Here is a 25199-nt window from a genome sequence, read left to right as displayed (position 1 = left end):
GAACTCAGGCGCCGTTGTAGAGCTTCACGATGTTCTCCACCGTGGTTTTGGCGTCCTGGCTGCCGGAGAGCATCTTGACAGTCTCTTCACGCAGCGGGTCACCCGAGAACGGGGCCTCGGCGTAGGCTTCCATGACCACACGCTTGATGGCGTTGTCGCCCTTGGCATCGTTCTCCGCGATCTGCTTCTGGTACAGGTCGAAGGACGGCTGCTGGAACTGGTACTCCACTTTGAGGTCCTTGGCCGGGATGTAGCCGCCCAGCTGTGCGAACTCGGTGTAGTTGGCGTCGTCGTAGAACCAGTCGATGAACTTCTTGGCTTCCTCATCGGCACCGGTGTCCTTGAAGGCGACCATAAAGCCGCCGCCGAGGTTGGTGGCGTTGACCGGCTGCTTGGGCAGCGGCACCGACATCCACTCGAAGTCCTTGATGTTTTTGTTGAAGTCCGCAACCTGCCAGCTGCCGGAGTAGTACGCGGCCACCTGGCCGGACTTGAACATCGCGTTGCCGTCCTCGCCGCTGAGCCAGACCGACTTGGGCATGGTTTTGTCGTCGTTGATCTTGGCAAAGTACTCAAGGGTTTCCACGGCTTTGTCGTCCGCAGCGTACTTGTCGCCCTCCTTGGCGAAGGCGGTGCTGCCGAACTCGTACATCATGGCGCGCAGGCGGTGGCCGGAGCGGTCCATCACCACGCCGTACTTGGCGCCGGCTTTCTCGCGCACTTCGGTGACTGCCGCGATGAACTCATCCCAGGTCCAGGCTTTGTCGATCTCGGTGGGGAACGCCACGCCGGCCTTTTCGAACAGGCTCTTGTTGACGAACAGGCCCACGGCCGTGAGGTCGGACGGGATGGCGGGGATGATGCCGTCCGGGGATTCCTGCAGGAAGTTTTCGCTGATGCCGTGGGACTTGGCGATGTCCGTGAGGTCCTGGAGCTGGTTGACCCAGAGCGGGTCGACGCTGGTGACCCGCGCCAGGGCCGGCAGGTCGTTGGCCGTGGCCGCGTTTTTGAGCTTGGTGGTGATGTCCGCGGTGGGGACGTCCACCACTTCGATGGTGATGCCGGTGGCTTCCTTGTACTTGGCCGCGGCGGCTGCGAACGCGCCGCCCTGGTTGGTGTCGCCGGAGAGGACCAGCTGAAGGGTCTTGGCGCCGCCGTCGGTGGAGCCGCCGCCACTGCCGCAGGCCGAGAGGCCCGCTGCCAGGGCTGAGAGTCCTAGTGCCGTCATGCCGAACTGCCGGCGGGTGATGCTGGAGATTCTTGTCTTCTCTGACAATGCCTTGTCCTGTCTCTCGCTAATGCTCCTGGGCCAGCTCGTAGCCCTTGGCTGGAGGCTTGTCCGCCACCGGCAACACCGCCGGGGGAAAAGCCTTTCCTGGTAAACTGTGACCCATGTCATGACATATTGTCAAGAGTACTTTCCAACGTTATAGGCGTTTTCCCGCAAGGCCTGGCAGCGCTTCCCCGCAGCCGCATGCCACCCCGATCCGCACCTGGCACGCAAGCGCAACCTTCCACCGGAGCACCTGCCACCGTACCTTGGTTGGATGGGACTGAATATCCAGATTGTCATTGATTGCCGGAACCCCCACCAGCTGGCCGACTGGTGGGCCGAAACCCTGCAGTGGGCGGTGGAACCGCAGGACGCAGCCTTCATCCGGTCCATGATCGAGCAGGGGTTCGCCACCGGGGACCAGACCATCACGCACCGCGGAAACCTGGTGTGGAAGGACGGCGCCGCCATCCGCCCGCCGGAGGAGATAGCGTCCAAGGCCCCCACCCGTCGGCTGCTCTTCCAGATCGGACTGGAGGAAAAAACCGGCAAAAACCGGGTGCACTGGGACCTGAACTTGGCAGGCCGGGACAAGGACGAGGTGCGCAGTGAGCTCGAAACCAGGGGCGCCACGTTCCTGTGGACCGCCAGCCAGGGCCCGCACTCCTGGCACACCATGGCGGACCCTGAAGGCAACGAGTTCTGCATCAGCTGAGGCCAATTACTAGACTTGCACGGTGAGCAATCAAATCCCCGCACCGGTGTCCGACGTCTTCGACCCCACCCGCTGGCGGGTTGTGTCCGGATTCGACGACTTCCAGGACATGACCTACCACCGCCAGGTGGAGCGGGATGCTGACGGCGGATGGGTCCGGGACCTGCCCGCAGTCCGGATCGCGTTCAACCGGCCCGAGGTCCGGAACGCCTTCCGGCCCGGCACCGTGGACGAGCTTTACCGCGCCATGGACCACGCCCGGATGAGTCCGGACGTGGCCACCGTCCTGCTCACCGGCAACGGCCCCTCGCCCAAGGACGGCGGGCACTCGTTCTGCTCCGGTGGGGACCAGCGGATCCGCGGCCGGGACGGCTACCGCTACGCGGACGGCGAGACCCAGGAAAGCATCGACCCCGCCCGCGCGGGCCGGCTCCACATCCTGGAGGTCCAGCGCCTGATCCGCACCATGCCCAAAGTGGTGATCGCCGTGGTCAACGGCTGGGCGGCCGGCGGCGGCCACTCCCTGCACGTGGTGTCTGACCTCACCATCGCGTCCCGCCAGCACGGAAAGTTCAAGCAGACGGACGCCACTGTGGGCAGTTTCGACGCCGGCTACGGCTCGGCGCTGCTGGCCCGCCAGATCGGCCAGAAGGCGGCCCGGGAAATCTTCTTCCTGGCCCGCGAATATTCCGCGGAGGACATGGTCCGGATGGGTGCCGTCAACGAAGCAGTGGACCATGAACGGCTCGAGGAAGTGGCCCTGGAGTACGCGGCGGACATCGCCCGGCAGTCCCCGCAGGCCATCAGGATGCTCAAATTCGCGTTCAACCTGGCCGACGACGGCCTGGCCGGGCAGCAGGTGTTCGCCGGCGAAGCCACCCGGCTGGCCTACATGACGGATGAGGCGGTGGAGGGCAAGGAAGCCTTCCTGCAAAAACGCGACCCCGACTGGTCCAACTTCCCGCACTACTTCTAAGGCAGGCAATGCAAATGAACAGTGCAGAGAACAGCACGGCAGCCCCCGGCGGGCCCCTGGACATCGATCCCGCACTCAAGGCCCTGGCGGCCGCCCTCCACGGTGAGGGTCCCGCCGTCGAACTTTCCCTCGGCGCGGACGGCGCCCTGGTGGTGGGACACGTCGAAACCCCCGGCTGCGACGACGCCGTGGCGGTGGTCCGCACCTCCGGATCCACCGGCACGCCCAAGGCGACCATCCTGACGGTGGAATCCCTGGCGGCGTCCTCCATGGCCACGGCGCTGGCGCTCAAGGGCGAGGGCCAGTGGCTGTTGGCGCTGCCCGTCCAGTACGTGGCCGGCATCCAGGTGCTGGTCAGGTCTCTGTTCGCCGGCACCCGGCCCTGGGTGATGGACATGTCCGGCGGGTTCACGCCGGAGGCCTTCACCCAGGCGGCCCTGGAACTGACGGACAAGATCCGCTTCACGTCCCTGGTCCCCACGCAGCTGCGCCGGCTGCTGGACCACCCCTCCCCCGAGACCCTCGCCGTGCTCCGCCGCTTCAACGCCATCCTGCTGGGCGGTGCGCCCGCGCCGGCGTCGCTGCTGGCAGCCGCCACGGAGGCCGGGGTCCGCGTAGTCACCACGTACGGTTCGGCCGAAACCTCGGGCGGCTGCGTCTACAACGGCTACCCGATGGAGGGCGTCTCCATGCGCGTGGCCGAGGACGGCCGGATCCTGCTGGGCGGCGACACCATCACCGCCGGCTACCTTGAGGCCCCGGATGAGGAAACCCGCACCTTCTTCGAGGAGGACGGCGTGCGCTGGTACCGGACCAGCGACCTGGGCAGCATTGACGGCGACGGCCGGCTCACCGTCCTGGGCCGGGCTGACGATGTGATCATCACCGGCGGCGTTAAGGTTTCCGCCGCGCTGGTGCAGGCTGAGCTGGAGAAGAACGACGGCGTCTCCGCGGCTTTTGTGGCCGGCGTTCCGTCCACGGAATGGGGCCAGGCCGTGGCGGCCTACGTCGCGTTCGCCGGGGCGGAGGGCGGCAGCGGGGACCCCGCCGCCGGGCTGGCCGCCGAATGGCACGATGCCCTGGGGCACCTCGCCCCCAAAACCGTGCTGGTGGCGCCGGACCTGCTGATGCTCCCCAACGGCAAACCTGACCGGCTGGCCATGACAGCGGAGCTCAGCGCCCGGCACGCGGGAAAGTAGAGTGGACCTGCACCATTGCGGCGGCCGCGTAGCCGGCCTGCCGTTTTCCCGAACCAACATGAGGTACTGACCGTGGCCACAGCCGCTCAATGGATCCAAGGCGCCCGACTCCGGACGCTGCCTGCCGCGATCGCGCCGGTGCTGATCGGCTCCGCCGCCGCTTACGGGATGGATTCATTCCTTCTGTTCAACGCCATCCTGGCGGCGCTCGTGGCGCTGCTGCTGCAGGTGGGCGTGAACTTCGCCAATGACTACTCGGACGGCATCCGCGGCACGGATGATGACCGGGTGGGTCCGCTGCGCCTGGTGGGGTCCGGGGCCGCCAAGCCGAACCACGTGAAACTCGCCGCGTTCGCGTGCTTTGGCGTGGCCATGGCGTTTGGCCTGGTCCTGGTGGTCATCACCCAGAGCTGGTGGCTGATCCTGGTGGGGCTGGGCTGCGTCATGGCGGCCTGGGGCTACACCGGCGGGAAGAACCCGTACGGCTACATGGGCCTGGGCGACGTGTTTGTGTTTGTGTTCTTCGGCCTGGTGGCCACCCTCGGCACCACCTACACGCAGGCGGGCCAGATCGACCTGCCCGCCATCATCGGCGCCGTGGGAACCGGCCTGATCGCCACCGCCCTGCTGATGGCCAACAACGTCCGGGACATCCCCACGGACCTGCAGGCCGGCAAAAAGACCCTGGCCGTCCGGCTGGGCGACAAGCACGCCCGGGAAAGCTACGTCCTGATGCTGGCCGTGGCCATCCTGCTGGTGGTCATCCTGGCCCCGGCCCGCCCATGGATGCTGATTGTCCTGCTGCTGATCCCCGCGTGCCTGATGCCCGCCTGGCTGATGATCAACGGCCGCAAGCGCAAGAGCCTGATCCCGGTCCTGAAGCAGACCGGCCTGATCAACCTGGGCTACAGCGTGCTGTTCGCCGCAGGCCTGGTGCTCAGCCACGGCTTCTAGCAAACGCTAGCTGCGGGCCCCGGGGTCCTTGGTGTTGTTGCTGATGGCGATGTCCGGGTTGGCGTCCAGCAGGGCGTCCTCGGCGTTGGCGTCCTGGACCTCCCCGGCGGACCGCATGGGCTTGGCCTTGCCGGAGAACCGGTGGTGCAGGTTGGCTGCGGCGGCGTCACGCTGCTTCTGGAAAAAGAGGTAGCTGACGGCGAACGCGATCAGCGCAGCACAGATGACTGACATCAGGGCGCCCAACTGCAGGATCGTGAACAACACGAAAAGCGGGGCGAACAGCGCAAGACGGATGAGGGAATATTTCAAAAAGGCCACATTCAAGTTTAGCGGCCTCCCGCCCGGACCCTTGCCCTGCAGGTAACGATAGACTTGATGGCATGCTCTTCCGTGTGGCTCTGGCCGTCGCAGTCCTCGTCATCTTCGTGTATGGCCTCGTGGATGTGATCCGTACCGACGGCCGTCAGACCCGGGGCATCTCCAAACCGGCCTGGATCGTGGTCATGATCGTCCTACCCGTGGTCGGCGCGATCCTGTGGCTGCTGATCGGCCGCCCGCGCGGCACCCCGCCGCAGCAGCAGGCCCGCCGCCACCCCACCGCCCCGGACGACGATCCCGAATTCCTGCGGAACCTCGAGTCCCGCCGGCGCAACCAGACTGAGGCGGAGCGGCTGAAGAAGCTGCAGGCCGACCTTGAGGCCCGGGACCGGCAAGAGGGCACCGGCACGGACAAACACGAATCCGACGAACACGACGCGGACGGGCTTAAGTAGCAGCCCACTCCCCCGGCTACACCGGCAACTCCGGTAACACACAACGGGCCCTGCCTGGCTGAATCAGCCAGGCAGGGCCCGTTGTGGTTTGCAGCCCCCTCCTGGGCGTTGCAGGTGCCTTACAGCCCCGAGTAGGAGTGCAGGCCGTTGAAGAACTGGTTCACGATGGTGAAGTTGAAGACCACGCACAGGTAGCCAACGATCGAGAGCCAGGCTGCCCGGGTTCCGGTCCAGCCCCTGGTGGCGCGTGCGTGCAGGTAGCCGGCGTAGACCACCCAGATGACAAAGGTCCAGACTTCCTTGGTGTCCCAGCCCCAGAACCGGCCCCAGGCCTTCTCGGCCCAGATGGCACCGAACATCAGCGTGAAGGTCCAGCCGATGAAGGCGATGGCGTTGATGCGGTAGGAGAGGTTTTCCAGGCTCAGCGCGGACGGGACCAGGCGCATGAAGCCCAGCTTGTCCGCGCCGCCGGAAGCCACGGTCTTCTGCCGGTGCGACTGCACCAGTTGCAGCGCGGACATGGCGAACGTCAGGGTGAAGAGGGCGGAGGAGAGCACCGCGATGGAGACGTGGATGATCAGCCAGTAGCTCTGCAGGGCCGGCACCAGGTGCCCCACCGGGGTGAAGTAGGCAACGGATGCCGCCACCAGCATGATGATGGCCAGGCCCACCACAAAGGTGCCCAGGAACCGCAGGTCGCGGCGGATCAGCACCAGCAGGAAGACGGCCACGGCCACAAACGCGCCGGTGGTCAGGAATTCGTACATGTTGCCCCAGGGCACCCGCCCGGCGCCCAGGGCGCGGGTGATGACGCCGGCGGCGTGGATGAGGACGCCCAGGACGGTCAGGGCCACGGCAGTACGCGCGGGCGCGCGGCGCTCGGCGGCGTACTTCATGTCGCCGTCGGCGGTGATGACCCCGCCGCCGTTTCCGGCGGATGCAGCCGACGACGGCCGTTCGGCCCGGCCCGCAGGCCCGGCCAGATGCGACGCGTCGGAGCGGGAACCGGCTTGCGCCGCCCCGGCCGCAACCGGCACCCTGGTGGGCGACTCGGCCTGTGCGGCCTTCAGGTCGATGGCGCGCAGGGCCTTGCTGCTTTTGGCCAGGTCCCAGGCAAACGCGATGAACGCGATGGTGTAGGTGCCAGCGGCCAGCAGCATAAAGAGCTCGCTGTACTGGCCCATGGTCTCGTTGATTCCGAACGGCATTACTGGTCCTTCTCGGGCCCGGCGGGGCCAGCTGGGGTGGGGGAGCCTGCGTTATTATCGCGCTCGCTGCTGGGAGTTTGCTGGGATGCGTCCGGGGATTCGGGTTCCAGCTGCCATTCGGTGGCGAACAGCCCCTTCAGGGCTGCCGCTTCGGCGGCCAGCCGGTGGTCCTCGCCGCGGGCCAGGAGGCCGTATTCCACCATGGTCCGGCCGTCCTCATGGGTCCCGGTCCGGACCCAGACGCGGCGCCGGTTGATGTAGAGGGACAGGATAAGCCCGGCGACAGCCAGCAGCGCGAACGCCAGGGCGTAGGCCTGGCCGGGGTTGTGGTGGATGTCCACGCCGATGTAGCGCTTGACGCCGTCGAAGCTGATGCTGCCCTTACCGTCCGGAAGGGTGTAGGAGGCGCCGGGGGTGAGGGTGATGCCGCCGGCGTCGAGGTTCCGGGCGTTGAGCGGCGTGAGGTCCTCAACGTCGAGTTCGAAGACGTTCTGCGGTGCCCCGTTGTCCAGTCCCAGGTCCCCGTAGTAGGAGTTCAGCGTCAGCTGCGGGTTGAAGAGTTCGGGGTCGGCGCTGAAGGAGACGCCTTCCGGAGTGATGAACGCGGTGGGCAGGAAGAAGCCCACAAAGCCCAGCTGGTCCGGGGCGGCGTCGGGAACCTTGATCACCACGGAGGAGTAGTAGTTGTCGCCCTGGAGCTTGGCCACCACCGGGCCCTGCATGGACACGTTGCCGTCACCGTCGCGGACGGTCACCACGGGGGCGTAGCCGTTACCGGTGAGGTAGATGCTGGTGCCGCCCAGGGTGATGGGGTCGTTGACTTTGAGGGTCTCGTCCCGGGCGGGGGCGTCCGGGTTTTCCTTGGTGGTGACAGCCGCCGAAAAGTCGATGGGCTGGCCGAACTTACCCTGGGATTCCCGGTCGAAGGTGATGTCGAACTTGTTCAGCTGGATGGAGTACGGTTCCAGCTGCCCGGACTGGAAGTTGGTGCCGGGGGTGAACTGGTCGTAGCCCACCAGCGTGTTCACAAACGTGTCACCCTCCACCAGGATGCGCTGGCCGCTGTAGCCGAACAGGCCGCCCAGCGCCACGGAGACCAGGACACCGATCAGCGAGGTGTGGAAGATGAGGTTGCCCACCTCCTTGGCGAAGCCGCGTTCGGCACCGATCGAAGGCCGCGCGCCGTCCGCGTCCCGGACGTCCACGCGGTAGCCGCGCTTCCGGAGCAGCCCGGCGGCGCCGTTGATGGCGTCCGACGCCGGGATCCCGGCGTCGGCCGGTATCACCAGGGTGCCGTACTCGGGGAGGCGGGAGAGACGTTTGGGGGTCCGCGGCGGTTGCGACCGCATCGCCTTGAAGTGGGCGATGGCGCGGGGCACCACGCAGCCGATCAGGGAGACAAAAAGCAGCAGGTAGATCGCCGAGAACCACGCGGAGGAATACACATCGTAGAGCTGCAGCGCATCAAGCACCTTGCCGTAGTCCGGGTTGTCCTTGATGTACTGCGTGACGATCGAGGGGTTCGCGGGGCGCTGCGGGAACAGGGAACCCGGCACCGCGGCAACAGCCAGGAGCAGCAGCAGGAACAGCGCCGTGCGCATGCTGGTCAGCTGGGTCCATGCCCAGCGGAGCATACCTTTGATCCCGAGGGCTGGCAGCGCCGCGTCCGCTTTCGCGGCGGCGACGGGGGCCGGGGATTTCTTTTTTACCTTCACACGCTCGCTCATCAGATCGGCAACTTCACATCGGTTTGGAACCAGTACTGCAGCCCGGTCACCCAGGTTCCCCAGACACCGCTGGCCATCAGGATGCCCAGCAGCACCAGGATGCCGCCGCCGGTCCGCTGGATGGCCAGGCGGTGCTTGCGGAAGAAGGACATCACACCCATCCCCCGGCGGACCGCGAGGGCGATCAGGAGGAAGGGGATGCCCAGGCCCAGGCTGTACACAAAGGCCAGGAAGGCGCCCTTGGCGGCGGAGGAGCCGCCGGACAGGCTCAGCAGCTGCACTGCGGAGTACGTGGGGCCGATGCACGGCGCCCAGCCCAGTCCGAAGGTCAGCCCCAGCAACGGGGCGCCCCAAAGACCGGCGGGCGGCTTGGCATGGATCTTGGCGTCGCGCTGCAGCCAGCCGAGGCCACCCATAAAGACCACACCCATGATGATCACCAGGAGGCCCAGCAGCTGCGTGATCCAGGCATTCTGCGAGCCGGTAATCAGGGTGCCCAGCTGGCCGAACGCGCCGCCCAGCAGGACAAAGATCACGGAGAAGCCCAGGACGAAGAGCCCGATTCCGGCGAACATCCGGCCGCGTTTCTGCTTCTGCAGGTCAACGCCGCTGAGCCCGGTCACGTATCCCAGGTAGCCGGGCACCAGGGGCAGTACGCACGGTGAGAGGAAAGACACCAGGCCGGCCAGGAGCGCCACCGGGATGGCCAGCAGCAGCGAGCCGTTGAGGATGGTTTCAGCGAAGGGGCTGTTCACGGGCGCCCGGGGCTACTCTGCCACGGCGGCGGTAATGAGGGCTTTCAGCGTGCCTTTTTGGATCTCGCCAAGGACGCGGGAAGCCACCCGGCCCTGCTTGTCCAGGACCAGGGTGGTGGGGACCGCGCCGGGAGGGACCAGCCCCGAGACGGCCAGCAGCACGCCGCCGTCCTTGTCGTCGAAGCTGGGGTAGGTGAGGTTGAACGTCTTGTCGAACGCTTCAGCCGTGGCTTTCTCGTCCCGGAGGTTCACGCCGAAGAACTGGACGCCCTGGTCCTTGAACTCCAGGTGCAGTTCCTCCAGGAGCGGCGCCTCGACGCGGCACGGCGCGCAGGCTGCGAACCAGAAGTTCAGCACCGTGACCTGGCCCTGGAAATCGGCGGGTGCCACGTCGGTGCCGTTGAACAGGGTGCCGCTGACCTGGATGGCGGATTTGCGGTCCGCGGCGGCGAATTCGGTGACGGAGCCGTCACCGGCCACGTAGTTTTTGTTGTCCCCTGCCTTGGCCTGCTTGGCCAGGGCGTCCTCCTGGGCGCAGCCGGAAAGGCCAACTGTCAGGGCCGTCAGTGCCAGGCCGCCGGTGACCAGCATGCTGCGGCGCGAGGTGAGGGGCAGGTTGCCGGTCCCCCGGTCGATGTTCCGGGCCATGGTCAGGCTCCCGGGGTGCTGGCCGCACCGGGGAGGAGTGCGGCAGCGGGCTCGCTGTAACGGACGTCCGCAAGGTTCCCGCCGTCGTCGAACACCAGGGAGGTCACCGACGTGAGCGTGCATTCGCGCTTGCGTGGATCGTGCCACAGCCGGCGGCCTTCCGCGCTGAGCCGCGTGGCCCAGATGGGGAGCTGGTGGCTGACCATGATGGCCTCGGGGCCGTCAGCTCCGAAATCGCCTGCAGCCAGGCTGATGGCCTGGAGCCTGGCGTCCTGGATGGCGGCCATCATCCGGGCGGCCTGCTCCTTGTACGGTTCGCCCCAGGAGGGCCGCAGCGGGTTGACCAGGTGCGGCCAGTGCCGGGGCCGGCGAAGCTCCGCCTTGCTGACCTTCATGCCCTCGAAGTAGTTCTGGGCCTCGATGATCCGGCTGTCCGTATGGACCGGCAGGTGCAGGGCGTCAGCCGTGGGCGCGGCGGTTTCCTGGGCCCTGACCAGCGGTGACGCTGCCAGGTAGGTGATGCGGGCACCGGCGGCGGCCCGTTCCCGGAAGTATTCCGCCAGCAGCTGGGCCATCTCCTGGCCCAGCCGGGACAGGTGGAATTCGGGCAGCCTGCCGTACAGGACGCCATCAGGATTATGGACCTCGCCGTGGCGGAGCAGATGGACAGTGGCTTGGGGCATGTTTACCAGTTTCTCAAAGATGGCGTGCGATCCGAAATCTTCTACATCCAGTAGAACTTAAGTTTTTGAAGAAATGTTCCGCAGGAGGGAACAAAACATGCAAATGCATGTTTATACTGGATGCAGCAGTTAGTTGAGACTTCAAGTTATCGAGTCCCAGCGAACCGAACCCGGCATAACACCTCAAGGAGCACACCATGGCACTTCCCGCAGACATCACCACCGGCACCTGGACCCTCGACAACTCCCACAGCGAGATCGGCTTCACCGTCCGGCACGCAGGCATCAGCAAGGTCCGCGGCCAGTTCACCGACGCAGCCGCCACCCTTGAGCTGGCCGAGGACGTCGCCGATTCCCGGATTAACGCCACCATCAAGACCGCCAGCTTCGACTCCGGCGACGCCAACCGCGACGGCCACGTCCGCGGCGGCGACTTCTTCGACGTCGAGCAGTTCCCGGAAATCTCCTTCGTTTCCAACGGCCTGGTTGCCAAGGGCAACAGCTACGAACTCGCCGGCGACCTCACCATCAAGGGCGTTACCCGTCCGGTCACCCTGGACACCGAATTCAACGGCGTGGCCGTTGACCCGTTCGGCAACACCCGCGCCGGCGTCTCCGCCGAGACCACCATCAGCCGCAAGGACTTCGGCCTCACCTGGAACGCCGTCCTGGAGACCGGTGGCGTCCTGGTCAGCGACAAGGTTGCCATCAGCCTGGAACTGGCCTTCATCGCTCCGGCCGCGTAACTGATCGCCCCCGCTGCCTGACTGGCAGTACCCGGAACCCCGGCACCGGACCGTCAGGTCCAGTGCCGGGGTTCGGCGTTTAACGCCCCGGCCGCGCAGCCCGCGGGCCCTCGGAATACCTCCCAGGAATGACCCATAACGCGCACCCGCAAGGGTACGGTGGAAGGAAGCCATGCTGGGGGTACGGCCCAGGTCCGCTCCCCCGGCAGCCCACCTGGAAATCCGAGAGCAAAGGACCGCTTCATGAGCACTCCTCCCGTCCCGAATGATCCGCAGTCAGGCGAGCCGCAGCCCGGCCAGCCCCGCTATGGCGAAAACGCACCGCAGTACGGCCAAAATGCGCCGCAGTACGGCCAGCAGCCGGGCCAGGACGCACCGCAGTACGGCCAGAACCCACCGCAGTTCGGCCAGAACCCACCGCAGGCTCCCGCCTGGAACCAGCAGCCTGCCGGACAGCCCCCGTACGGCCAGTCGCCCTATGCGCAGTCCCCGTACGGGCAGCCTGAGGATGCCGGCACCAATGGCGTTCCGCAGCTGGTGACCATCTCCTTCTGGCTCATCATCGCCTCGGCCGTGATCTATGTAATCTCGATGTTCACCGGCCTGGGCCAGCTGGATGATCCTGCAATGCGCGGTCCCATCGACGATCAGCTTGAGGGCAGCGGAGTCTCCTATGAAGACGTCAAGGGCTTTATGACCGGCTCCCTGGTGGTCTTCGCCATCATCGGCGTTGCCCTGTACCTCCTGGTGGCCTTCTTTGTCCGCAAGGGCAAGAACTGGGCCCGCATCCTGGGCACCGTCTTCGCGGCGCTGTCCATCATCGGCCTCTTTGGCATCCCCTCCATCGGCACCCTGGGCACCGTGGCCGGCATTGTGGCAATCGTGCTGCTTTACCTGCCCAAGGCTGCGCCCTACTTTCGGAAGCAGCAGCCGTTTGCCAACCCATACGGCGGCAGCCCGTACGGCCGCTAAGCCGGCTGAAACCACCACCCCTGCGGGCGTGGGCCCCGGAACCGCCGGAACCTAGGCGGTCTGACCCGGGGCCTGCGCCCGCTGTGCGTGGTACGCAAGAATCTGCAGTTCGGTGGCCATGTCCACCTTTCGCAGGTTGACGCCCTCGGGGACCTGCAGCATCACGGGGGCGAAGCTGAGGACACTGTTCACTCCGGCCGCCACCACCCTGTCGCAGACGCCCTGGGCAACGGCGGCCGGCAAAGCCAGCACCACCATGTTCGCCCCCGTGCGCTGCAGCACGGCTTCAAGGTCTGCCACGTCGCTGACACGCAGCCAGCCCACCTCGTTCCCCACCACCATCTGGTCGGCATCGAAGATGGCCACCACGTCAAAGCCGCGGGACTCGAACCCGCCATACCTGGCCAATGCCTTGCCCAGGTTGCCGGCACCAACGATTGCGACTTTCCAGTCGTGGGTCAGGCCCAGGGCGGCGGCAATGTGGCGGCTGAGGTACTGCACCTCGTAGCCCACACCGCGGGTGCCGTAGGAACCCACATGGGAGAGGTCCTTGCGCAGCGTGGCTGAACTGACGCCGGAGGCCTCGGCCAGGGACTCGGAGGAGACCCGCTCCACACCGTCAGCCAGGAGCGTATTGAGGGCGCGCAGATAAATGGTCAACCGGGCCACGGCCGCGGGGGGAATCTGCTTGGCCGAGGCGTCCGGCAGGTCCGGGACAGCCTGGGGCGTTGGGTCCAGCGAAGTCACCAGCCCCTCCTTGCATCACGTTGGAACTCCACTCTAAAGCCCCGGCGCCAGTGCCAACAAAGCACCTGCCCGCAAAGGCCGGCCGCCTGCCACGTGCGGTCCCTACTCCGCCAGCGCGCGCCGCAGGAGCCGGGCCAGCCGGTTTTCATCAATTTTCCAGAAGTCGCGCTGCACCCCGTCCACCAGCACCACGGGAATCTCCTCGGCATACCGCTCGCGGAGTTCCGGCTGCTGGTCCACCTGTTCCTCGGACCACTCCAGCCCCAGTTCAGCGGCCACCCTGCCCACGGCGCGGCGGGCCTCCTCGCATAGGTGGCAGTCGGCTTTGGTGATCAGGACAACGGTGGGTGCAGCCATGCCTTAACCGTAGCCCCGCTGACGCTGCCCGGTGACGCGACGCCGCCGGGCCTGCGGATTGACTAGACTCGAGTCCATGCCCGTGGAGAGATATGTCGCCGTCGTCACAAGCCCGGTTGCTGCGCCGCAGCCGGGCGAGGCGGCGTTCTTCGACGTGGACAACACCCTGATGCGCGGTGCCAGCCTGTTCCACGTGGCCAGGAAGATGCACCAGCGCGGGGCGTTCACGCTGCGGGAGGCCGCGGGCATGGCGTGGAAGCAGTTCAAGTTTGTTGCCCGTGGCGAAAACATCGACGACGTCCATGCCGTCCGCGATTCAGCCCTCACCCTCGCCGCCGGCATCAGTGTTGCCGACATCAAGGCGCTCGGCGAGGAAGTCTATGACGAGATGATCGCCTCCCGGATCTGGCCCGGGGCCAAGGCCCTGGCCCAGCAACACCTCCGGGTGGGCAGGCGGGTGTGGCTGGTGACCGCCACTCCCATCGAAGTCGCCACAGTGATTTCCACCCGGCTGGGACTCACCGGAGCCCTGGGCACCGTGGGTGAAGTGGCGGACGGCCTTTACACGGGCCGCCTGGTGGGTGACATCCTGCACGGCTCCGCCAAAGCGGTGGCCGTCCGGGGTATTGCGGAAGCCGAGGGCCTGGACCTGTCGCGCTGCTGGGCCTACAGCGACTCCTACAACGACATCCCGCTGCTGAGCCTGGTGGGGCACCCGGTGGCCATCAACCCGGACGCCCGGCTCCGGCGGCACGCCCGGGACAACAACTGGCCGGTGTACGACTTCCGCGCCGGCCGCCGCGCCGCGACCTTCGGCCTGAAGGTGGCAACCGCCTGCGGCGCCGTCTACGGCCTGTGGAAAGGTTTCGCCCGGATCCGCGGCCCCCGCATCTAGCTGGCAGTTGTTGTCGTTATGAGCGCTCATAACGACAACAACTGCTACCTAGTTGGGAGAGGGCAGCAAAATGCCCGCCACCTGGAAGGCGACGGGCATTTCCACGCTGTACGAAGTATCTCTACTTCTTATTGCGGCGCTGGTGACGGGTCTTGCGAAGCAGCTTGCGGTGCTTCTTCTTGGCCATACGCTTGCGACGCTTCTTAATAACTGAACCCACGAAAGTTCCTCACAAACTAGATGCAGTACCTGTCTGTTGGGATGGTCCGTGGACAAAGCTACGAACTGCACAACCGACAGATTCCAACAATGACGTAAAACGTTCCTTAACAGGGTACCGCTTTCCGGGGGCGGCTTCTGACAACAAAGCGCACCACAGGCTCACGGTGCCCCATTAAGGCTGAAAACCTCAGGCGGTTTCGGTATGCCCGTCGACAACAGCACCCTTGAGGTACTGGTCCACGGCATTCTCGGGGACCCGGTAGGACCGGCCGAAGCGCACCGCCGGCATTTCACCGGAGTGCACCAGCCGGTACACGGTCATTTTGGAGACGCGCATGACCTGGGCTACTTCAGCCACTGTCAGGAACTTCGCGTTGGAGAAGTTCTGTTCTGCCGACATTTCCCTATTTTCCTTTGCTGACGGATGGACACAGAGACCCCAGGTACTTGCCAATGCGGTGTTCTTGATGCTGAGCCCATCCACCAACCACTTATTTAGATACTGTAGATGTTCCTGTGGCAGATGTGAAAGTAGTGCGACGGCTTATTTTGCCGTCCGGCGTTTCCGTGCGGAGGCAGCCAGCTGGGCCAGGACAGACACGGAGACGTCCCAGTCCATGCAGGCGTCGGTGACGCTCTGGCCGTAGACCAGCGCGTCCCGCCCTGCGCGGTGTTCGGCAACGTCCAGGTTCTGCGCGCCGCCCACCAGGAAGCTTTCGAGCATCACGCCGGCGATCGCCTGTGCCGACGGGCCGCCGTCCTCGAGCTGGGCGCCGATTTCCAGGGCCACCTCTGCCTGGCGGTGGTGGCTCTTGCCGCTGTTGGCGTGGCTTGCGTCCACGATCAGGCGCGGGTTCAGGCCCTTGCCTGCCAGCTTGCCGGAGGCGGCCTGGACGTCCACGGCGGAGTAGTTGGGGCCCTTCCGGCCGCCGCGGAGGATGACATGGGTGTCGGGGTTTCCGGCGGTGGACACCAGCGCGGCCCGGCCGTCGCCGTCGATCCCCAGGAAGGCCTGGGCAGCCCCGGCGGCACCGCAGGCGTCGATGGCCACCTGGAGGTCGCCGTCGGTCCCGTTTTTGAACCCGATGGGCATGGACAGCCCCGAAGCGAGCTGCCGGTGGATCTGGCTTTCGGTGGTCCGCGCCCCGATGGCGCCCCAGGCGATGAGGTCCGCCATGTACTGCGGGCTGATGGGCTCAAGGAATTCGGTGGCCGTGGGCAGGCCCAGCGCGGTGACCTGCTGGAGGAAATGCCGGGCGGCGCGCAGGCCGGTGACCATGTCGTGGCTGCCGTCCAGGCGCGGGTCGTTGATCAGGCCCTTCCAGCCCACGGTGGTGCGGGGCTTTTCGAAGTAGGTCCGCATGACGATCAGCAGGTCGGCTTTGTGCTTCTCCGCCTGGCTGACCAGCCGGCGGGCGTATTCCAGCCCGGCTTTGGGATCGTGAATGGAGCAGGGGCCCACAATGACCAGCAGGCGGTCATCCAGTCCGTCCATGATGGCGCGGACCTCGTCGCGGCCGCGTTCCACCACGGTGGCTTCCCGGGTGTCCAGCGGCAGCTCGGCGATGAGCTCCTGGGGCGTGGGGAGGGCAGTGAATTCGCTGACGCGCAGGTTGGACGTGGATTTTGCTGCGGGTGCGGCGGCTGATGCGGTGCTCATGATGGGTCCTGTTCCGGGAGAGGAAGCGGGCCCAGAATCAGAACCCGCCGGGAAATGGCGAAGGGCAGAGAATGGTCTCTGCCCTGTTGGCTCTGAAGGAAAGTTGGATGCGTGTCAGTTAGACGCGGGCCCCTCCAGAGCCAACGAAAAATACGCATACCAACGGTTAGTCATGGCAAGACCCTAACCGGGCGGCGCGGGCAGCGCAAAATTCCGGCGTCACACTCCGTCCCAGGCTTGTCCGCGGGACCGGCCCTTGAAGGACCTGCTGCGCGGACAAGCCAAGGAATCGTCCGACGGCGGCCGGCACCTGGCCGGCGACGGTCACCTAACCAACCACAGTGACCGTCCTGGCCGGGGTGAACGCCGGCAGGTAGGTGCTGGAGCCGAGGTATTTCGCTTGCAGGACGTGTTTGCCGTAGCGCAGCGAGGTGTGGGTGTAGCCGGCCTTGCCGTTGACCAGTTTCACCGGCGCGCCCACCTTGGTGTTCCAGTCATAGAACTGCACCCACCCCGTGGGCGTTGCGCCGCCGCCAACAGCCGGCATGATGACGGCCTGGACGGTGACAGCAGTCCCCGGCCGGATGTCGCCGTGGTGCGAGCTGTGGAACTCACCCTTCACCGCGGCAAGGGCAGGCGTCACGGTGTGGGTCACCGGCCCGGAGGTTGAGCCGAAGTAGTCGCCCTCCGCGTGCCTGAATTCTGCGGTGAACACGTGCTGGCCCGCGGGCAGGTAGTTGATGGTGAAGACCGACTGCCAGCCCGGTCCGGGGGCCTGGGCCTGGACCTCGACGCCGTCGACAATCAGCACCAGGCTTCCCAGCGGCGTTCCGGTCAGTGGCCCTGATGGGAGCGCCGTGGCCCGCGCCGTGACGGTAACGGGTGCACCGAACACCGATGTGCCAGCCGGCATAACGGTGATGGCCGTCCTGGTCCCCGGCCCGCTGATGGCAGTAATCGAGAACCTGATGGTTTTGGGGACGAAGGTGCTGTCCCCCGAGTATCTGGCCTTGAAGAAGGTCGTTCCCAGGGCGAGGACCGGCGAGTCCATCAGCGCCAGCCCAAGGAACGGTTCTTCGGTGTCGACGTCCCCCACGCCAAGCACCGTGCCATCGGCGTCGGACAACAGGCTGACGGTTCCCGACGGGACACCTGTACCTGGCGCGGCCGGAACGACGCCTGCCGCCACCAGGACCGGGGCGTCCGCGAAGGGAAGCCCGAACGCATTGGCGCTCAGCGTGACCTCCGCCCTGCCTGTTCCGTAGGAGCTGGTTCCGGCAGCCTGCGCGGGCCCGGCCAGGCCTGCAAACGCGATGGTGATTGCCGCAAGGACCGGCACGATGATGCCAACCCGCCGGAACCGGCTGCGTGCCGCTGTTGGAGGTGCGGCGTTGGATGCTGTGTCCATGTGGTTTCACTTTCCCGATGACTAAATGTCACGGAAAGCCCCAGCACCTCCGCAGGCCTGGTGTGGCCAACAGGCACAGGATAGTCCCGTCCCCCACCGCGCGGTAGGGACAGGAAGGGCTAAGCCAGCATCTTGTGGAGAAATTGCAGCTGCTTAATCCAGTGGTGCTCCTGGCCGCCCTCGTGGTTGTTGAACCTGTACACCTCGATGTCCTTGGCCACGCCGGCCGCGGGCGCGCCCGGCTCCCCCGCGCCGTAGGCGTTGAAGCTGGCAAACACGGTGGATGGCGGGCAGATGTCATCCATCTGGGCCGCCGAATAAAGGGCCGGCGCGGTGGCGAGGCGGGCCAGGTTGACGCCGTCGAAGTAGCGCAGCACGTCCAGGATGGAATCGTAGCTGTCCCGGTGCCGGGCCAGGAACGCGGCGATCTCCGGGTACGGCCCGCGCGGAGTGATGTCGATGGCGCGGGGGAAGTCCTGCAGGAACGGGACATCCGGCAAGGCGGCGATGACCCCGTCCAGGCGGCCGGCCGCAAGCCCGGCAGCGGCCACCACAATGCCGCCGCCCTGGCTGACGCCGGCCAGCACCACTTTGGCAGGGTCGACGGCGGGGTGCGCCTGGGCAGCCTCCACGGCACGGAAGGCGTCCATGTAGACACGCCGGTAGTAGTAGTCCTCGCGGTTCCCGATGCCGCGGGTCATCAGGCCTGCGTGGGCCACTCCGCCTGCCGAGGGATGCGGGTCCGGTGTTTCCCCCAGGGTCCCGCCGTAGCCCTGGCCCCGGGTGTCCATGATGAAGTGGGCGTACCCGGCCTGCGCCCAGCGGGTGTCCTGGTTGACCAGTCCGCGGCCGCCCGAGTAGCCCACGTAGTGCACCACCACGGGCAGCCGGGTTCCGGCGTCGCGGTGCGCCGGCAAGTGCAGCCAGCCCTTGATGGGCGCGCCGCCGAAGCCTGCGAACGTGACGTCGAAGGTGTCGATGACCGTGAGGTGGTTCTCCACGGGTTCAAACGTTGGCGCCAGCGGGAAAGCCCTGGTTTCCTCGACGGTGGCGTCCCAGAACGCCGCAAAGTCATCCGGTGCTGTGACGTGGCTGCTGTAGCTGCGCAGCTGGGCGAGGGGCAGGTCAAAGAGTGGCATGCGGTGGTCCGGTCCTGTTGCTGGTGGAAGTGGTTTTCTGCTGATCCTAGGTCGTTTGGGGCGCAGCGTCATGCCGTGATGACGCCGTGTTCAGTGCCAGCCCGCCGCCGGCTCCGACGGTGATGGCGGCCGGCTCTCCGGGCAGCAGCCGGAGGGCCAGGATTTTGTCCCCGGACCGGAGCTGGACGGTGGCTTCGCGCTGGGCGGCAAGGGTGGCCCCGGCCAGCCGGCCGTCCCGCCACTCGAGGTCCACTTCCACCCCGGGGCGGGCGCGGAGCCGATTGGCTTTGCCGGCCGGAAGCTCGGCCGGAAGGGCTGGAAGCAGCTCGATTTCCTGCACCCCGGCGGCGGTCCGGTGGCTCTGGACCAGGCACTCAGCCACGCCGGCCACAAAGCCGAAGTTGCCGTCGATCTGGAACGGCGGGTGGGCCCCGAAGAGGTTCGGGTACAGCCCGCCGCTGTGACCCGACCGTTCGGCGGCCATGTCCCGGAAGTACAACCTGAACAGGTCGCTGACCTTCTCCGGCTGCCGGAGCCGGGCCCGCAGGAGGATTTTCCAGGCCAGGGACCAGCCGGTGGATTCGTCGCCGCGGCCGTCGAGGCTGGCTTTGACGGCCGCCTCGAGCTCCGGTGCCAGCGGTGTATCGCCGGGGTAGGCGAGGTAGAGGTGGCTGACGTGGCGGTGGTCCTGCTCCCACTCTTCCGGGTCGGCCAGCCATTCGCGCAGGCGGCCGTTGCGCCCGGGCGCGGGTTCCGGCAGCCGGGGCAGGGCACGCCGGGCGGCGGCAGCAACGGCGTCGTCCGGCTGGCCCAGCCCGGCCGCCAGGGCGTCCACCATCAGGAAGGTGTCCCGGATCAGCGTCAGGTCCAGGGTGGAGGACTCCGCGACGGCAGCCCGGCCACCGCCGCCGGGGAGGGTGAAGCTGTTTTCCGGCGAGGTGGACGGGCTGGTGCCCAGCGTCCCGTCCGGGTTCTCCAGCAGCAGGTCCAGGGCGAAGGCTGCTGCGCCACGGACGGCGGGCCAGGCGGCGTCCCGGGCGAAGCCGGGCCCGGCGGCCCCGAACTGCAGGTGCTCCCACAGGTGGCGGACCAGCCACAGCCCGGCCATGGGCCAGTAGGACCATTCCGGGGAATGCCTGCCGTGCCCCACCGGTTTGCTGTACCCCCAGATATCCGAGTTGTGGTGCACCGCCCAGCCGTCGGCGCCGTAGTACTCCCTGGCCGTGCGGGCCCCGGTCACCTGAAGGGCTTCAATGAGGGCGAACAGGGGCTCCGCGCAGGCAGCCAGGCCCGTGGGTTCCGCGGCCCAGTAGTTCATCTGCAGGTTGATGTTGGTGGTGAAGTTGGAGCTCCACGGCGCGGTCAGCTCGGCGTTCCAGATGCCCTGCAGGTTGGCGGGGGTGCCCTGCCAGGCGGTTCCCGGCCGCGAGCCCGGGTGGCCCGCCCGGGAACTGCAGATCAGCAGGTACCGGCCGTAGTTGAACAGCAGCGCGGCCAGGCCGGGATCTGCCGCCAGCGGCCCGGCCGGATTCCGGTTGGCGGCCAGCAGCCGCTCGGCCGTGTTGGTGCCTTGCCACGGGGGCACGTCAAGGGTGAGGCTGCAGCTGTCGTACAGGGCTGCGTGGCTTGCTTCGTGCCGTTCCAGTAATCCTGCCGGACCGGTTGCCGCTGCGCTGGCGAGCAGTGCCCGGGCGGCGTCGGCAGCGCCGGCCGCCGTGCCCTGCGGTTGCCGGCCGAGGCCGTGGAACGTGGTTTCGGTGGTGATGAACACCGTGGCGCGGTGGACGCCGGTGGCGGCCAGGCCGCCGTCGTCCGCCGCCGCGTCGGTGCCGTCGTGTTCCCAGGACATCACGGCGGCGCCCTGGAGGCTGAGCGAATCATCATCGGAGTAGTCCACGGCGCCGCCGTCGTGGGAAGGCGCGACGCCGGACGGCAGCTTCAGTTCCATGGCCGCGGTTCCTGCCGCCGCGGTCCGCCGGAGGATGCGCAGCGGGGAATCGAGCCGGAGTGCCAGGTCCAGGCCCTGCGGCGCACCGGACTCCACCGTCACCACGAGGACTGAGGGGTGGTGGGCCGCAAATGCCTCGATGCGGATGTTGTGGCCCGCCTGCTGGTATCGGGTGCTGTTGACGGCACGGGCCAGGTCCAGGCTGCGGCCGTAGCCGGCGGGGGCCCCGGAATCGCCGGCAACTGCGACCGCCAGGAAAAAGTCGGCGAACGGAAGGTAGGCCTGCGAGTTGCGGTGCTGCAGCTGCTTCATCGTTTCGTGGGCCGCCCCGAAATCACCGGCGCTGATCTGCCCCCGCGCCGCGGCCAGGATGGCGTCCGCTGATTCCCGGCTGAATGCAGGGCCGAGGTCCTGGCTGTGCGGGGAGCCGGACCAGGCCGATCCGTCATTGAGCTGGAACCGGTGCTCCAGTCCGGGCTGCCCGGGGACCGGCGCCCCGCCGAAAACCATGGCTCCCAGGCGTCCGTTGCCCAGCGGCAGCGCTGCCAGCCAGTCGGCTGCGGGCGAGTCATAAGTCAGGGAATGTTCAGTGCGCACGGAATCCAACCCTAGACAATTACATCGATGGAGAGAAGGGGTCCGGCAGGAAATCCCACCCTGCGGCAGGGCCCGGAGTTCCGGACCCCGCCGCACGGGCGTTATCGCCTGGCAAGCTCCGGGGTGAACTCCAGCAGTGCGTGCGAACCCACCACAAGGGACCGCAGGTCCGCCAGTCCGCCGGACACTTGGCCAGCAGCCCTGGCCTGGACCAGGACGTTACCCAGGGCCGTGGCCTCGACCGGGCCGGCCACCACGCGCTTGCCGGTGGCATCCGCCGTCAACTGGCAGAGCAAGGCGTTCTGGGATCCGCCGCCCACCACGTGCACCACGTCCACGGTGCGGGCCGCGAGCCGTTCCGCGTCGCGGATGGTGCGGGCGTACCCCGCAGCCAGGCTGTCCATGATGCACCGGGTGACCGCCGCCGGATCCGCCGGCAGGATATCCCCGGTGACCTTAACTGCCGAGCTGATCCGGGCAGGCATGTTGTCCGGCGCGATGAAGTAGGGATCGTCCGGGTTGACCTGTGGGCCGCCGGACGGCAGCGCCGCAGCGGCTGCGAGCAGCGCCGGCAGGTCCTGCGTGAACCCTTCAGCAGCCCAGGACCGCTGGCATTCACTCAGCAGCCACAGCCCGCCCATGTTCCGCAGGTAACGGATGGTGCCGTCCACGCCGCGTTCGTTGGTGAAGTTTGCCTCGCGGCTGGCCTCGGTCAGCACCGGCGAGTCCAGCTCCAGCCCCACCAGGGACCATGTCCCGGAGGAAATGTAGGCGAAGTCCTTCGCTTGGGCCGGGACCGCGGCGACGGCGGAAGCGGTGTCGTGCGAGCCCACAGCCACCACGGTGGTGGTGGCCGGCAGGCCAACGTTGGCCGCGACGTCCGGCAGCAGCGTCCCCACGGTTTCACCTGGCTGGACCAGGGGCGGGAACAGCTTTTTGGGCAGGCCCAGCTCGGCCAGGAACCCGGTGGCCCACTCCCCCGCCACGGCGTCGAACAGGCCGGTGGTGGAGGCGTTGGTGGCTTCGGTCCGCCGCTGCCCGGTCAGGAGGAAGGCGATCAGGTCCGGGATAAGCAGGGCCTGCAGCCCGGTCAGGTCCGGTTCCGTGGCCAGCTGGTACAGCGTGTTGAACTGCAGGAACTGCAGCCCGGTTGTGGCGTACAGGCGGGCCGGATCCAGTTTTGCGTGCACGGGCGCGACGGCGGCGCGGCTGCGGTCATCCCGGTAGCTGAACGGCTGGGCCGTCAGCTGGCCGGCGGCGTTGACCAGGCCGTAGTCCACGGCCCAGGTGTCGATGCCGATGCTGGTGATCGTTTCGTCCTGGCTCGCAGCCACGGTGGCCGCGGCAGCGAGCCCCGCGAGGACCTCCGCGAACAGGGCGTCGAAATCCCAGCGGAGGCCGCCGTCGAGCTCCACCACGCCGTTGGGGAACCGGTGGACCACTTCAAGGTCCACGGTGCCGCCGGTGGTCCGGCCCAGGATGACCCGGCCGGAGGAAGCGCCGATGTCGACGGCGGCGAACACGCCGCCGCCGGCACCGGTTTCAGGCCTGGTGCTCATCGCAGGAAGGCTGCTGCCACACCGGCATCCACGGGGATGTGCAGGCCGGTGGTGTGGGACAGTTCGCTGCTGGTGAGGACGGCGGCGGCGTTGGCCACGTGCTCAGGCAGGACTTCGCGCTTGAGCAGGGTGCGCTGGGCGTAGTACTCGCCCAGTTTTTCCTCGTCCACGCCATACACGGCGGCGCGCTTGGCGCCCCAGCCGCCGGCGAAGATCCCGGAGCCGCGGACCACACCGTCGGGGTTGATGCCGTTGACGCGGATTCCGTGCTCGCCCAGTTCAGCTGCGAGCAGCCGGACCTGGTGCGCCTGGTCCGCCTTGGTGGCAGAGTAGGCGATGTTGTTCGGGCCCGCGAAGACGGAGTTCTTCGAGGAGATGTAGATGATGTCCCCGCCCAGGCCCTGGGCAATCATGACCTTTGCGGCGGCCTTGGCCACCAGGAAGGAGCCCTTGGCCATCACGTTGTGCTGGAGGTCCCAGTCCTTTTCGGTGGTTTCGAGCAGCGGCTTGGAGATGGACAGGCCGGCGTTGTTCACCACCAGGTCCACGCCGCCGAACGCCAGGACCGCGGCGTCGATTGCCGCCGCGACCTGGGCTTCGTTGGTGACGTCCGCCTGGACGCCGATGGCAACGTCCGGGCCGCCCAGTTCCTCAGCCACCTTTTCGGCGTTCTCCAGGTTCAGGTCGGCAATGACCACGCAGGCGCCTTCCGCGGCGAGGCGGGTGGCGATGGCCTTGCCGATGCCCGACGCCGCTCCGGTCACCAGGGCGATGCGGGTGGCGTGCGACTTCGGCTTGGGCAGGCGGGCCAGCTTGGCTTCCTCCAGCGCCCAGTATTCGATCCGGAACTTCTCGGATTCCTCGATCGGGGCGTAGGTGGAGATCGACTCGGCACCGCGCATCACGTTGATGGCGTTGATGTAGAACTCCCCGGCCACGCGGGCGGTCTGCTTGTTCGCGCCGAAGCTGAACATGCCCACCCCGGGAACCAGCACAATGGCCGGGTCCGCGCCGCGCAGTGCCGGGCTGTTTTCGTCGGCGTGGCGGTCGTAGTAGGCCTGGTAGTCCTCGCGGTAGTCCGCGTGCAGTTCGTGCAGGCGGGCGATCGAGTCCTCGATGGATGCGTCGGCCGGCAGGTCCAGGACCAGCGGCTTGACCTTGGTGCGCAGGAAGTGGTCCGGGCAGGACGTGCCCAGGGCGCCCAGGCGCGGGTGTTCGGCTGCGGCGAGGAAGTCAAGGACGACGGCGTCATCGCTGAAGTGCCCCAGCTGCGGTTTGTCGGTGGAGGCCAGGCCGCGGATCACGGGTGCCAGGGCGGCGGCTTTGGCCTTCCGCTCTGCTTCCGGCAGGGCTGCGTAGCCGGGCAGCGCTGCACCGAAGGGTTCGGCTGTGCCGTTGTCCTTGATGTAGGCCTCGGCCTGCTCGATGATCCACAGCGAGTTGGCTTCGGCTTCCTCGCTGGTTTCGCCCCACGCGGTGATGCCGTGGCCGCCCAGGATGGTGCCGATGGCCTGCGGGTTGGCCTCCTTGATGGCGGCGATGTCCAGGCCCAGCTGGAAGCCGGGGCGGCGCCAGGGCACCCACACCACCTTGGTGCCGAAGATCTTGGTGGTCATCGCCTCGCCGTCCGCAGCGGTGGCAATGGCAATGCCGGAGTCCGGGTGCAGGTGGTCAACGTGTGCGGCGTCCACCAGTCCGTGCATGGCAGTGTCGATGGAGGGCGCGGCGCCGCCCTTGCCGTGCAGGCAGTAATCGAAGGCGGCCACCATTTCGTCTTCGCGTTCGACGCCGGGGTAGACGTTCTTGAGGGCGTTCAGCCGGTCAAGGCGCAGCACGGCAAGGTTCCCGGCCTTCAGGGTGCCCAGGTCTCCACCGGAGCCCTTGACCCAGAGCAGCTGGACGTCCTCGCCGGTGACGGGATCCTTCTCGGTGCCTTTGGCGGAGGTGTTGCCGCCGGCAAAGTTGGTGTTCCGCTTATCGGCGCCGAGGCGGTTGGAACGGGAAATCAGGTCTTCGACAGTCTTGTTACTCATGG

The 25199-nt window shown here is 67.2% G+C and carries 25 protein-coding genes; 8 read left to right on the top strand and 17 right to left on the bottom strand.

The genetic code is table 11. The features are described from left to right. Nucleotides 1-4: 4 nt before the first annotated feature. The gene (locus QRN07_RS04365; protein WP_050684445.1) at nt 5-1276 is read right to left on the bottom strand and encodes an ABC transporter substrate-binding protein; all 1272 of its coding nucleotides are present in this window, start codon (nt 1274-1276) and stop codon (nt 5-7) included. Between the two features lie 271 nt (nt 1277-1547). Between QRN07_RS04365 and QRN07_RS04360 the strand changes: the two genes are divergently transcribed. The 4 genes from QRN07_RS04360 to QRN07_RS04345 all read left to right on the top strand — a co-directional run bounded on the left by QRN07_RS04360 (nt 1548) and on the right by QRN07_RS04345 (nt 5117). Then, the gene (locus tag QRN07_RS04360; protein ID WP_050684444.1) at nt 1548-1988 is read left to right on the top strand and encodes a VOC family protein; all 441 of its coding nucleotides are present in this window, start codon (nt 1548-1550) and stop codon (nt 1986-1988) included. 22 nt (nt 1989-2010) lie between these two features. Then, complete coding sequence (locus tag QRN07_RS04355) at nt 2011-2964, top strand: 1,4-dihydroxy-2-naphthoyl-CoA synthase (protein ID WP_285240415.1); 954 nt, start codon at nt 2011-2013, stop codon at nt 2962-2964. 14 nt (nt 2965-2978) lie between these two features. After that, nucleotides 2979-4163, top strand: a complete 1185-nt coding sequence (locus tag QRN07_RS04350; RefSeq protein ID WP_200933610.1) for an AMP-binding protein — start codon at nt 2979-2981, stop codon at nt 4161-4163. A 72-nt stretch (nt 4164-4235) separates the two neighbouring features. Continuing rightward, complete coding sequence (locus QRN07_RS04345; RefSeq protein WP_050684442.1) at nt 4236-5117, top strand: 1,4-dihydroxy-2-naphthoate polyprenyltransferase; 882 nt, start codon at nt 4236-4238, stop codon at nt 5115-5117. Nucleotides 5118-5123: 6 nt separating this feature from the next. Here the strand turns inward: QRN07_RS04345 and QRN07_RS04340 are convergent, their stop codons facing one another. Then, nucleotides 5124-5438 (bottom strand): DUF4229 domain-containing protein, encoded by a 315-nt coding sequence (locus QRN07_RS04340; RefSeq protein WP_285240414.1) that lies wholly within the window; start codon nt 5436-5438, stop codon nt 5124-5126. Between the two features lie 62 nt (nt 5439-5500). Between QRN07_RS04340 and QRN07_RS04335 the strand changes: the two genes are divergently transcribed. Continuing rightward, nucleotides 5501-5893, top strand: coding sequence for a PLD nuclease N-terminal domain-containing protein (locus QRN07_RS04335; RefSeq protein ID WP_285240413.1), 393 nt, complete (start codon nt 5501-5503; stop codon nt 5891-5893). 119 nt (nt 5894-6012) lie between these two features. On the opposite strand, the gene ccsB is transcribed toward QRN07_RS04335, so the two are convergent. From ccsB to QRN07_RS04310, 5 genes are read right to left on the bottom strand one after another with little or no spacing between them, the layout of a single operon-like run. Continuing rightward, complete coding sequence (ccsB, locus tag QRN07_RS04330; RefSeq protein WP_285240412.1) at nt 6013-7101, bottom strand: c-type cytochrome biogenesis protein CcsB; 1089 nt, start codon at nt 7099-7101, stop codon at nt 6013-6015. Beyond that, nucleotides 7101-8828: a cytochrome c biogenesis protein ResB gene (gene resB / locus QRN07_RS04325; protein WP_285240411.1), complete on the bottom strand. Its 1728-nt coding sequence runs from the start codon at nt 8826-8828 to the stop codon at nt 7101-7103. The genes ccsB and resB overlap by 1 nt, the downstream gene beginning before the upstream one ends. Beyond that, nucleotides 8828-9583: a cytochrome c biogenesis CcdA family protein gene (locus QRN07_RS04320; protein ID WP_050684438.1), complete on the bottom strand. Its 756-nt coding sequence runs from the start codon at nt 9581-9583 to the stop codon at nt 8828-8830. The genes resB and QRN07_RS04320 overlap by 1 nt, the downstream gene beginning before the upstream one ends. Nucleotides 9584-9595: 12 nt before the next feature. After that, entirely contained in the window at nt 9596-10231 is a 636-nt protein-coding gene (locus QRN07_RS04315; protein WP_502934775.1) for a TlpA family protein disulfide reductase, read from the bottom strand. A gap of 2 nt (nt 10232-10233) precedes the next feature. After that, entirely contained in the window at nt 10234-10914 is a 681-nt protein-coding gene (locus QRN07_RS04310) for a histidine phosphatase family protein (protein ID WP_285240410.1), read from the bottom strand. 197 nt (nt 10915-11111) lie between these two features. Between QRN07_RS04310 and QRN07_RS04305 the strand changes: the two genes are divergently transcribed. Then, complete coding sequence (locus QRN07_RS04305) at nt 11112-11660, top strand: YceI family protein (protein WP_050684436.1); 549 nt, start codon at nt 11112-11114, stop codon at nt 11658-11660. A gap of 243 nt (nt 11661-11903) precedes the next feature. Further along, on the top strand, nt 11904-12632 hold the full coding sequence (locus QRN07_RS04300) for a hypothetical protein (RefSeq protein ID WP_050684435.1): 729 nt from the start codon (nt 11904-11906) through the stop codon (nt 12630-12632). Between the two features lie 51 nt (nt 12633-12683). On the opposite strand, the gene QRN07_RS04295 is transcribed toward QRN07_RS04300, so the two are convergent. Continuing rightward, complete coding sequence (locus tag QRN07_RS04295; protein WP_056596524.1) at nt 12684-13379, bottom strand: redox-sensing transcriptional repressor Rex; 696 nt, start codon at nt 13377-13379, stop codon at nt 12684-12686. Between the two features lie 102 nt (nt 13380-13481). Next, complete coding sequence (locus QRN07_RS04290) at nt 13482-13736, bottom strand: glutaredoxin family protein (RefSeq protein WP_285240409.1); 255 nt, start codon at nt 13734-13736, stop codon at nt 13482-13484. Nucleotides 13737-13812: 76 nt separating this feature from the next. On the opposite strand from QRN07_RS04290, the gene QRN07_RS04285 reads away from it, so the two are divergent. Continuing rightward, nucleotides 13813-14631: an HAD family hydrolase gene (locus QRN07_RS04285; RefSeq protein WP_285240408.1), complete on the top strand. Its 819-nt coding sequence runs from the start codon at nt 13813-13815 to the stop codon at nt 14629-14631. Between the two features lie 121 nt (nt 14632-14752). Here QRN07_RS04285 and QRN07_RS04280 read toward each other — a convergent pair whose 3' ends face one another. From QRN07_RS04280 to QRN07_RS04245, 8 genes are all read right to left on the bottom strand, one after another. After that, nucleotides 14753-14851, bottom strand: coding sequence for a 30S ribosomal protein bS22 (locus QRN07_RS04280; RefSeq protein WP_003792170.1), 99 nt, complete (start codon nt 14849-14851; stop codon nt 14753-14755). A 189-nt stretch (nt 14852-15040) separates the two neighbouring features. Beyond that, a complete protein-coding gene (locus QRN07_RS04275; RefSeq protein WP_050686732.1) occupies nt 15041-15253 on the bottom strand; it encodes a helix-turn-helix domain-containing protein in 213 nt (70 codons plus the stop codon). 144 nt (nt 15254-15397) lie between these two features. Beyond that, nucleotides 15398-16513 (bottom strand): 3-deoxy-7-phosphoheptulonate synthase, encoded by a 1116-nt coding sequence (locus tag QRN07_RS04270; protein WP_285240407.1) that lies wholly within the window; start codon nt 16511-16513, stop codon nt 15398-15400. Between the two features lie 328 nt (nt 16514-16841). Further along, nucleotides 16842-17921 carry an Ig-like domain-containing protein gene (locus QRN07_RS04265; RefSeq protein WP_285240406.1) on the bottom strand — a complete coding sequence of 360 codons (1080 nt, stop codon included), beginning with the start codon at nt 17919-17921 and terminating at the stop codon, nt 16842-16844. A 119-nt stretch (nt 17922-18040) separates the two neighbouring features. Then, nucleotides 18041-19060 (bottom strand): acetylxylan esterase, encoded by a 1020-nt coding sequence (locus tag QRN07_RS04260; protein ID WP_285240405.1) that lies wholly within the window; start codon nt 19058-19060, stop codon nt 18041-18043. A 46-nt stretch (nt 19061-19106) separates the two neighbouring features. Next, a complete protein-coding gene (locus tag QRN07_RS04255; RefSeq protein ID WP_285240404.1) occupies nt 19107-21605 on the bottom strand; it encodes a glycosyl hydrolase family 95 catalytic domain-containing protein in 2499 nt (832 codons plus the stop codon). A 101-nt stretch (nt 21606-21706) separates the two neighbouring features. Continuing rightward, the gene (locus QRN07_RS04250; RefSeq protein ID WP_285240403.1) at nt 21707-23164 is read right to left on the bottom strand and encodes a rhamnulokinase; all 1458 of its coding nucleotides are present in this window, start codon (nt 23162-23164) and stop codon (nt 21707-21709) included. Next, nucleotides 23161-25197, bottom strand: a complete 2037-nt coding sequence (locus QRN07_RS04245) for a bifunctional aldolase/short-chain dehydrogenase (RefSeq protein WP_285240402.1) — start codon at nt 25195-25197, stop codon at nt 23161-23163. Before QRN07_RS04245 ends, QRN07_RS04250 begins: the two co-directional genes overlap by 4 nt. Nucleotides 25198-25199 lie beyond the last annotated feature (2 nt).

It is taken from the genome of Pseudarthrobacter sp. MEB009, assembly GCF_030208875.1.
Lineage (GTDB): Bacteria > Actinomycetota > Actinomycetes > Actinomycetales > Micrococcaceae > Arthrobacter.
Note: the sequence above shows the minus strand (reverse complement) of the source record. Positions and strands in the feature narration are given on the sequence as shown.

Coding starts and splice junctions, on each gene's coding strand:
- QRN07_RS04360 (WP_050684444.1), top strand. CDS start 1,548: ATGGGACTGAATATCCAGATTGTCATTGATTGCCGGAACCCCCACCAG.
- QRN07_RS04290 (WP_285240409.1), bottom strand. CDS start 13,736: ATGGCTGCACCCACCGTTGTCCTGATCACCAAAGCCGACTGCCACCTA.
- QRN07_RS04310 (WP_285240410.1), bottom strand. CDS start 10,914: ATGCCCCAAGCCACTGTCCATCTGCTCCGCCACGGCGAGGTCCATAAT.
- ccsB (WP_285240412.1), bottom strand. CDS start 7,101: ATGCCGTTCGGAATCAACGAGACCATGGGCCAGTACAGCGAGCTCTTT.
- QRN07_RS04245 (WP_285240402.1), bottom strand. CDS start 25,197: ATGAGTAACAAGACTGTCGAAGACCTGATTTCCCGTTCCAACCGCCTC.
- QRN07_RS04250 (WP_285240403.1), bottom strand. CDS start 23,164: ATGAGCACCAGGCCTGAAACCGGTGCCGGCGGCGGCGTGTTCGCCGCC.
- QRN07_RS04275 (WP_050686732.1), bottom strand. CDS start 15,253: ATGTCGGCAGAACAGAACTTCTCCAACGCGAAGTTCCTGACAGTGGCT.
- resB (WP_285240411.1), bottom strand. CDS start 8,828: ATGAGCGAGCGTGTGAAGGTAAAAAAGAAATCCCCGGCCCCCGTCGCC.
- QRN07_RS04285 (WP_285240408.1), top strand. CDS start 13,813: ATGCCCGTGGAGAGATATGTCGCCGTCGTCACAAGCCCGGTTGCTGCG.
- QRN07_RS04260 (WP_285240405.1), bottom strand. CDS start 19,060: ATGCCACTCTTTGACCTGCCCCTCGCCCAGCTGCGCAGCTACAGCAGC.
- QRN07_RS04305 (WP_050684436.1), top strand. CDS start 11,112: ATGGCACTTCCCGCAGACATCACCACCGGCACCTGGACCCTCGACAAC.
- QRN07_RS04265 (WP_285240406.1), bottom strand. CDS start 17,921: ATGGACACAGCATCCAACGCCGCACCTCCAACAGCGGCACGCAGCCGG.
- QRN07_RS04270 (WP_285240407.1), bottom strand. CDS start 16,513: ATGAGCACCGCATCAGCCGCCGCACCCGCAGCAAAATCCACGTCCAAC.
- QRN07_RS04335 (WP_285240413.1), top strand. CDS start 5,501: ATGCTCTTCCGTGTGGCTCTGGCCGTCGCAGTCCTCGTCATCTTCGTG.
- QRN07_RS04315 (WP_502934775.1), bottom strand. CDS start 10,231: ATGGCCCGGAACATCGACCGGGGGACCGGCAACCTGCCCCTCACCTCG.
- QRN07_RS04300 (WP_050684435.1), top strand. CDS start 11,904: ATGAGCACTCCTCCCGTCCCGAATGATCCGCAGTCAGGCGAGCCGCAG.
- QRN07_RS04350 (WP_200933610.1), top strand. CDS start 2,979: ATGAACAGTGCAGAGAACAGCACGGCAGCCCCCGGCGGGCCCCTGGAC.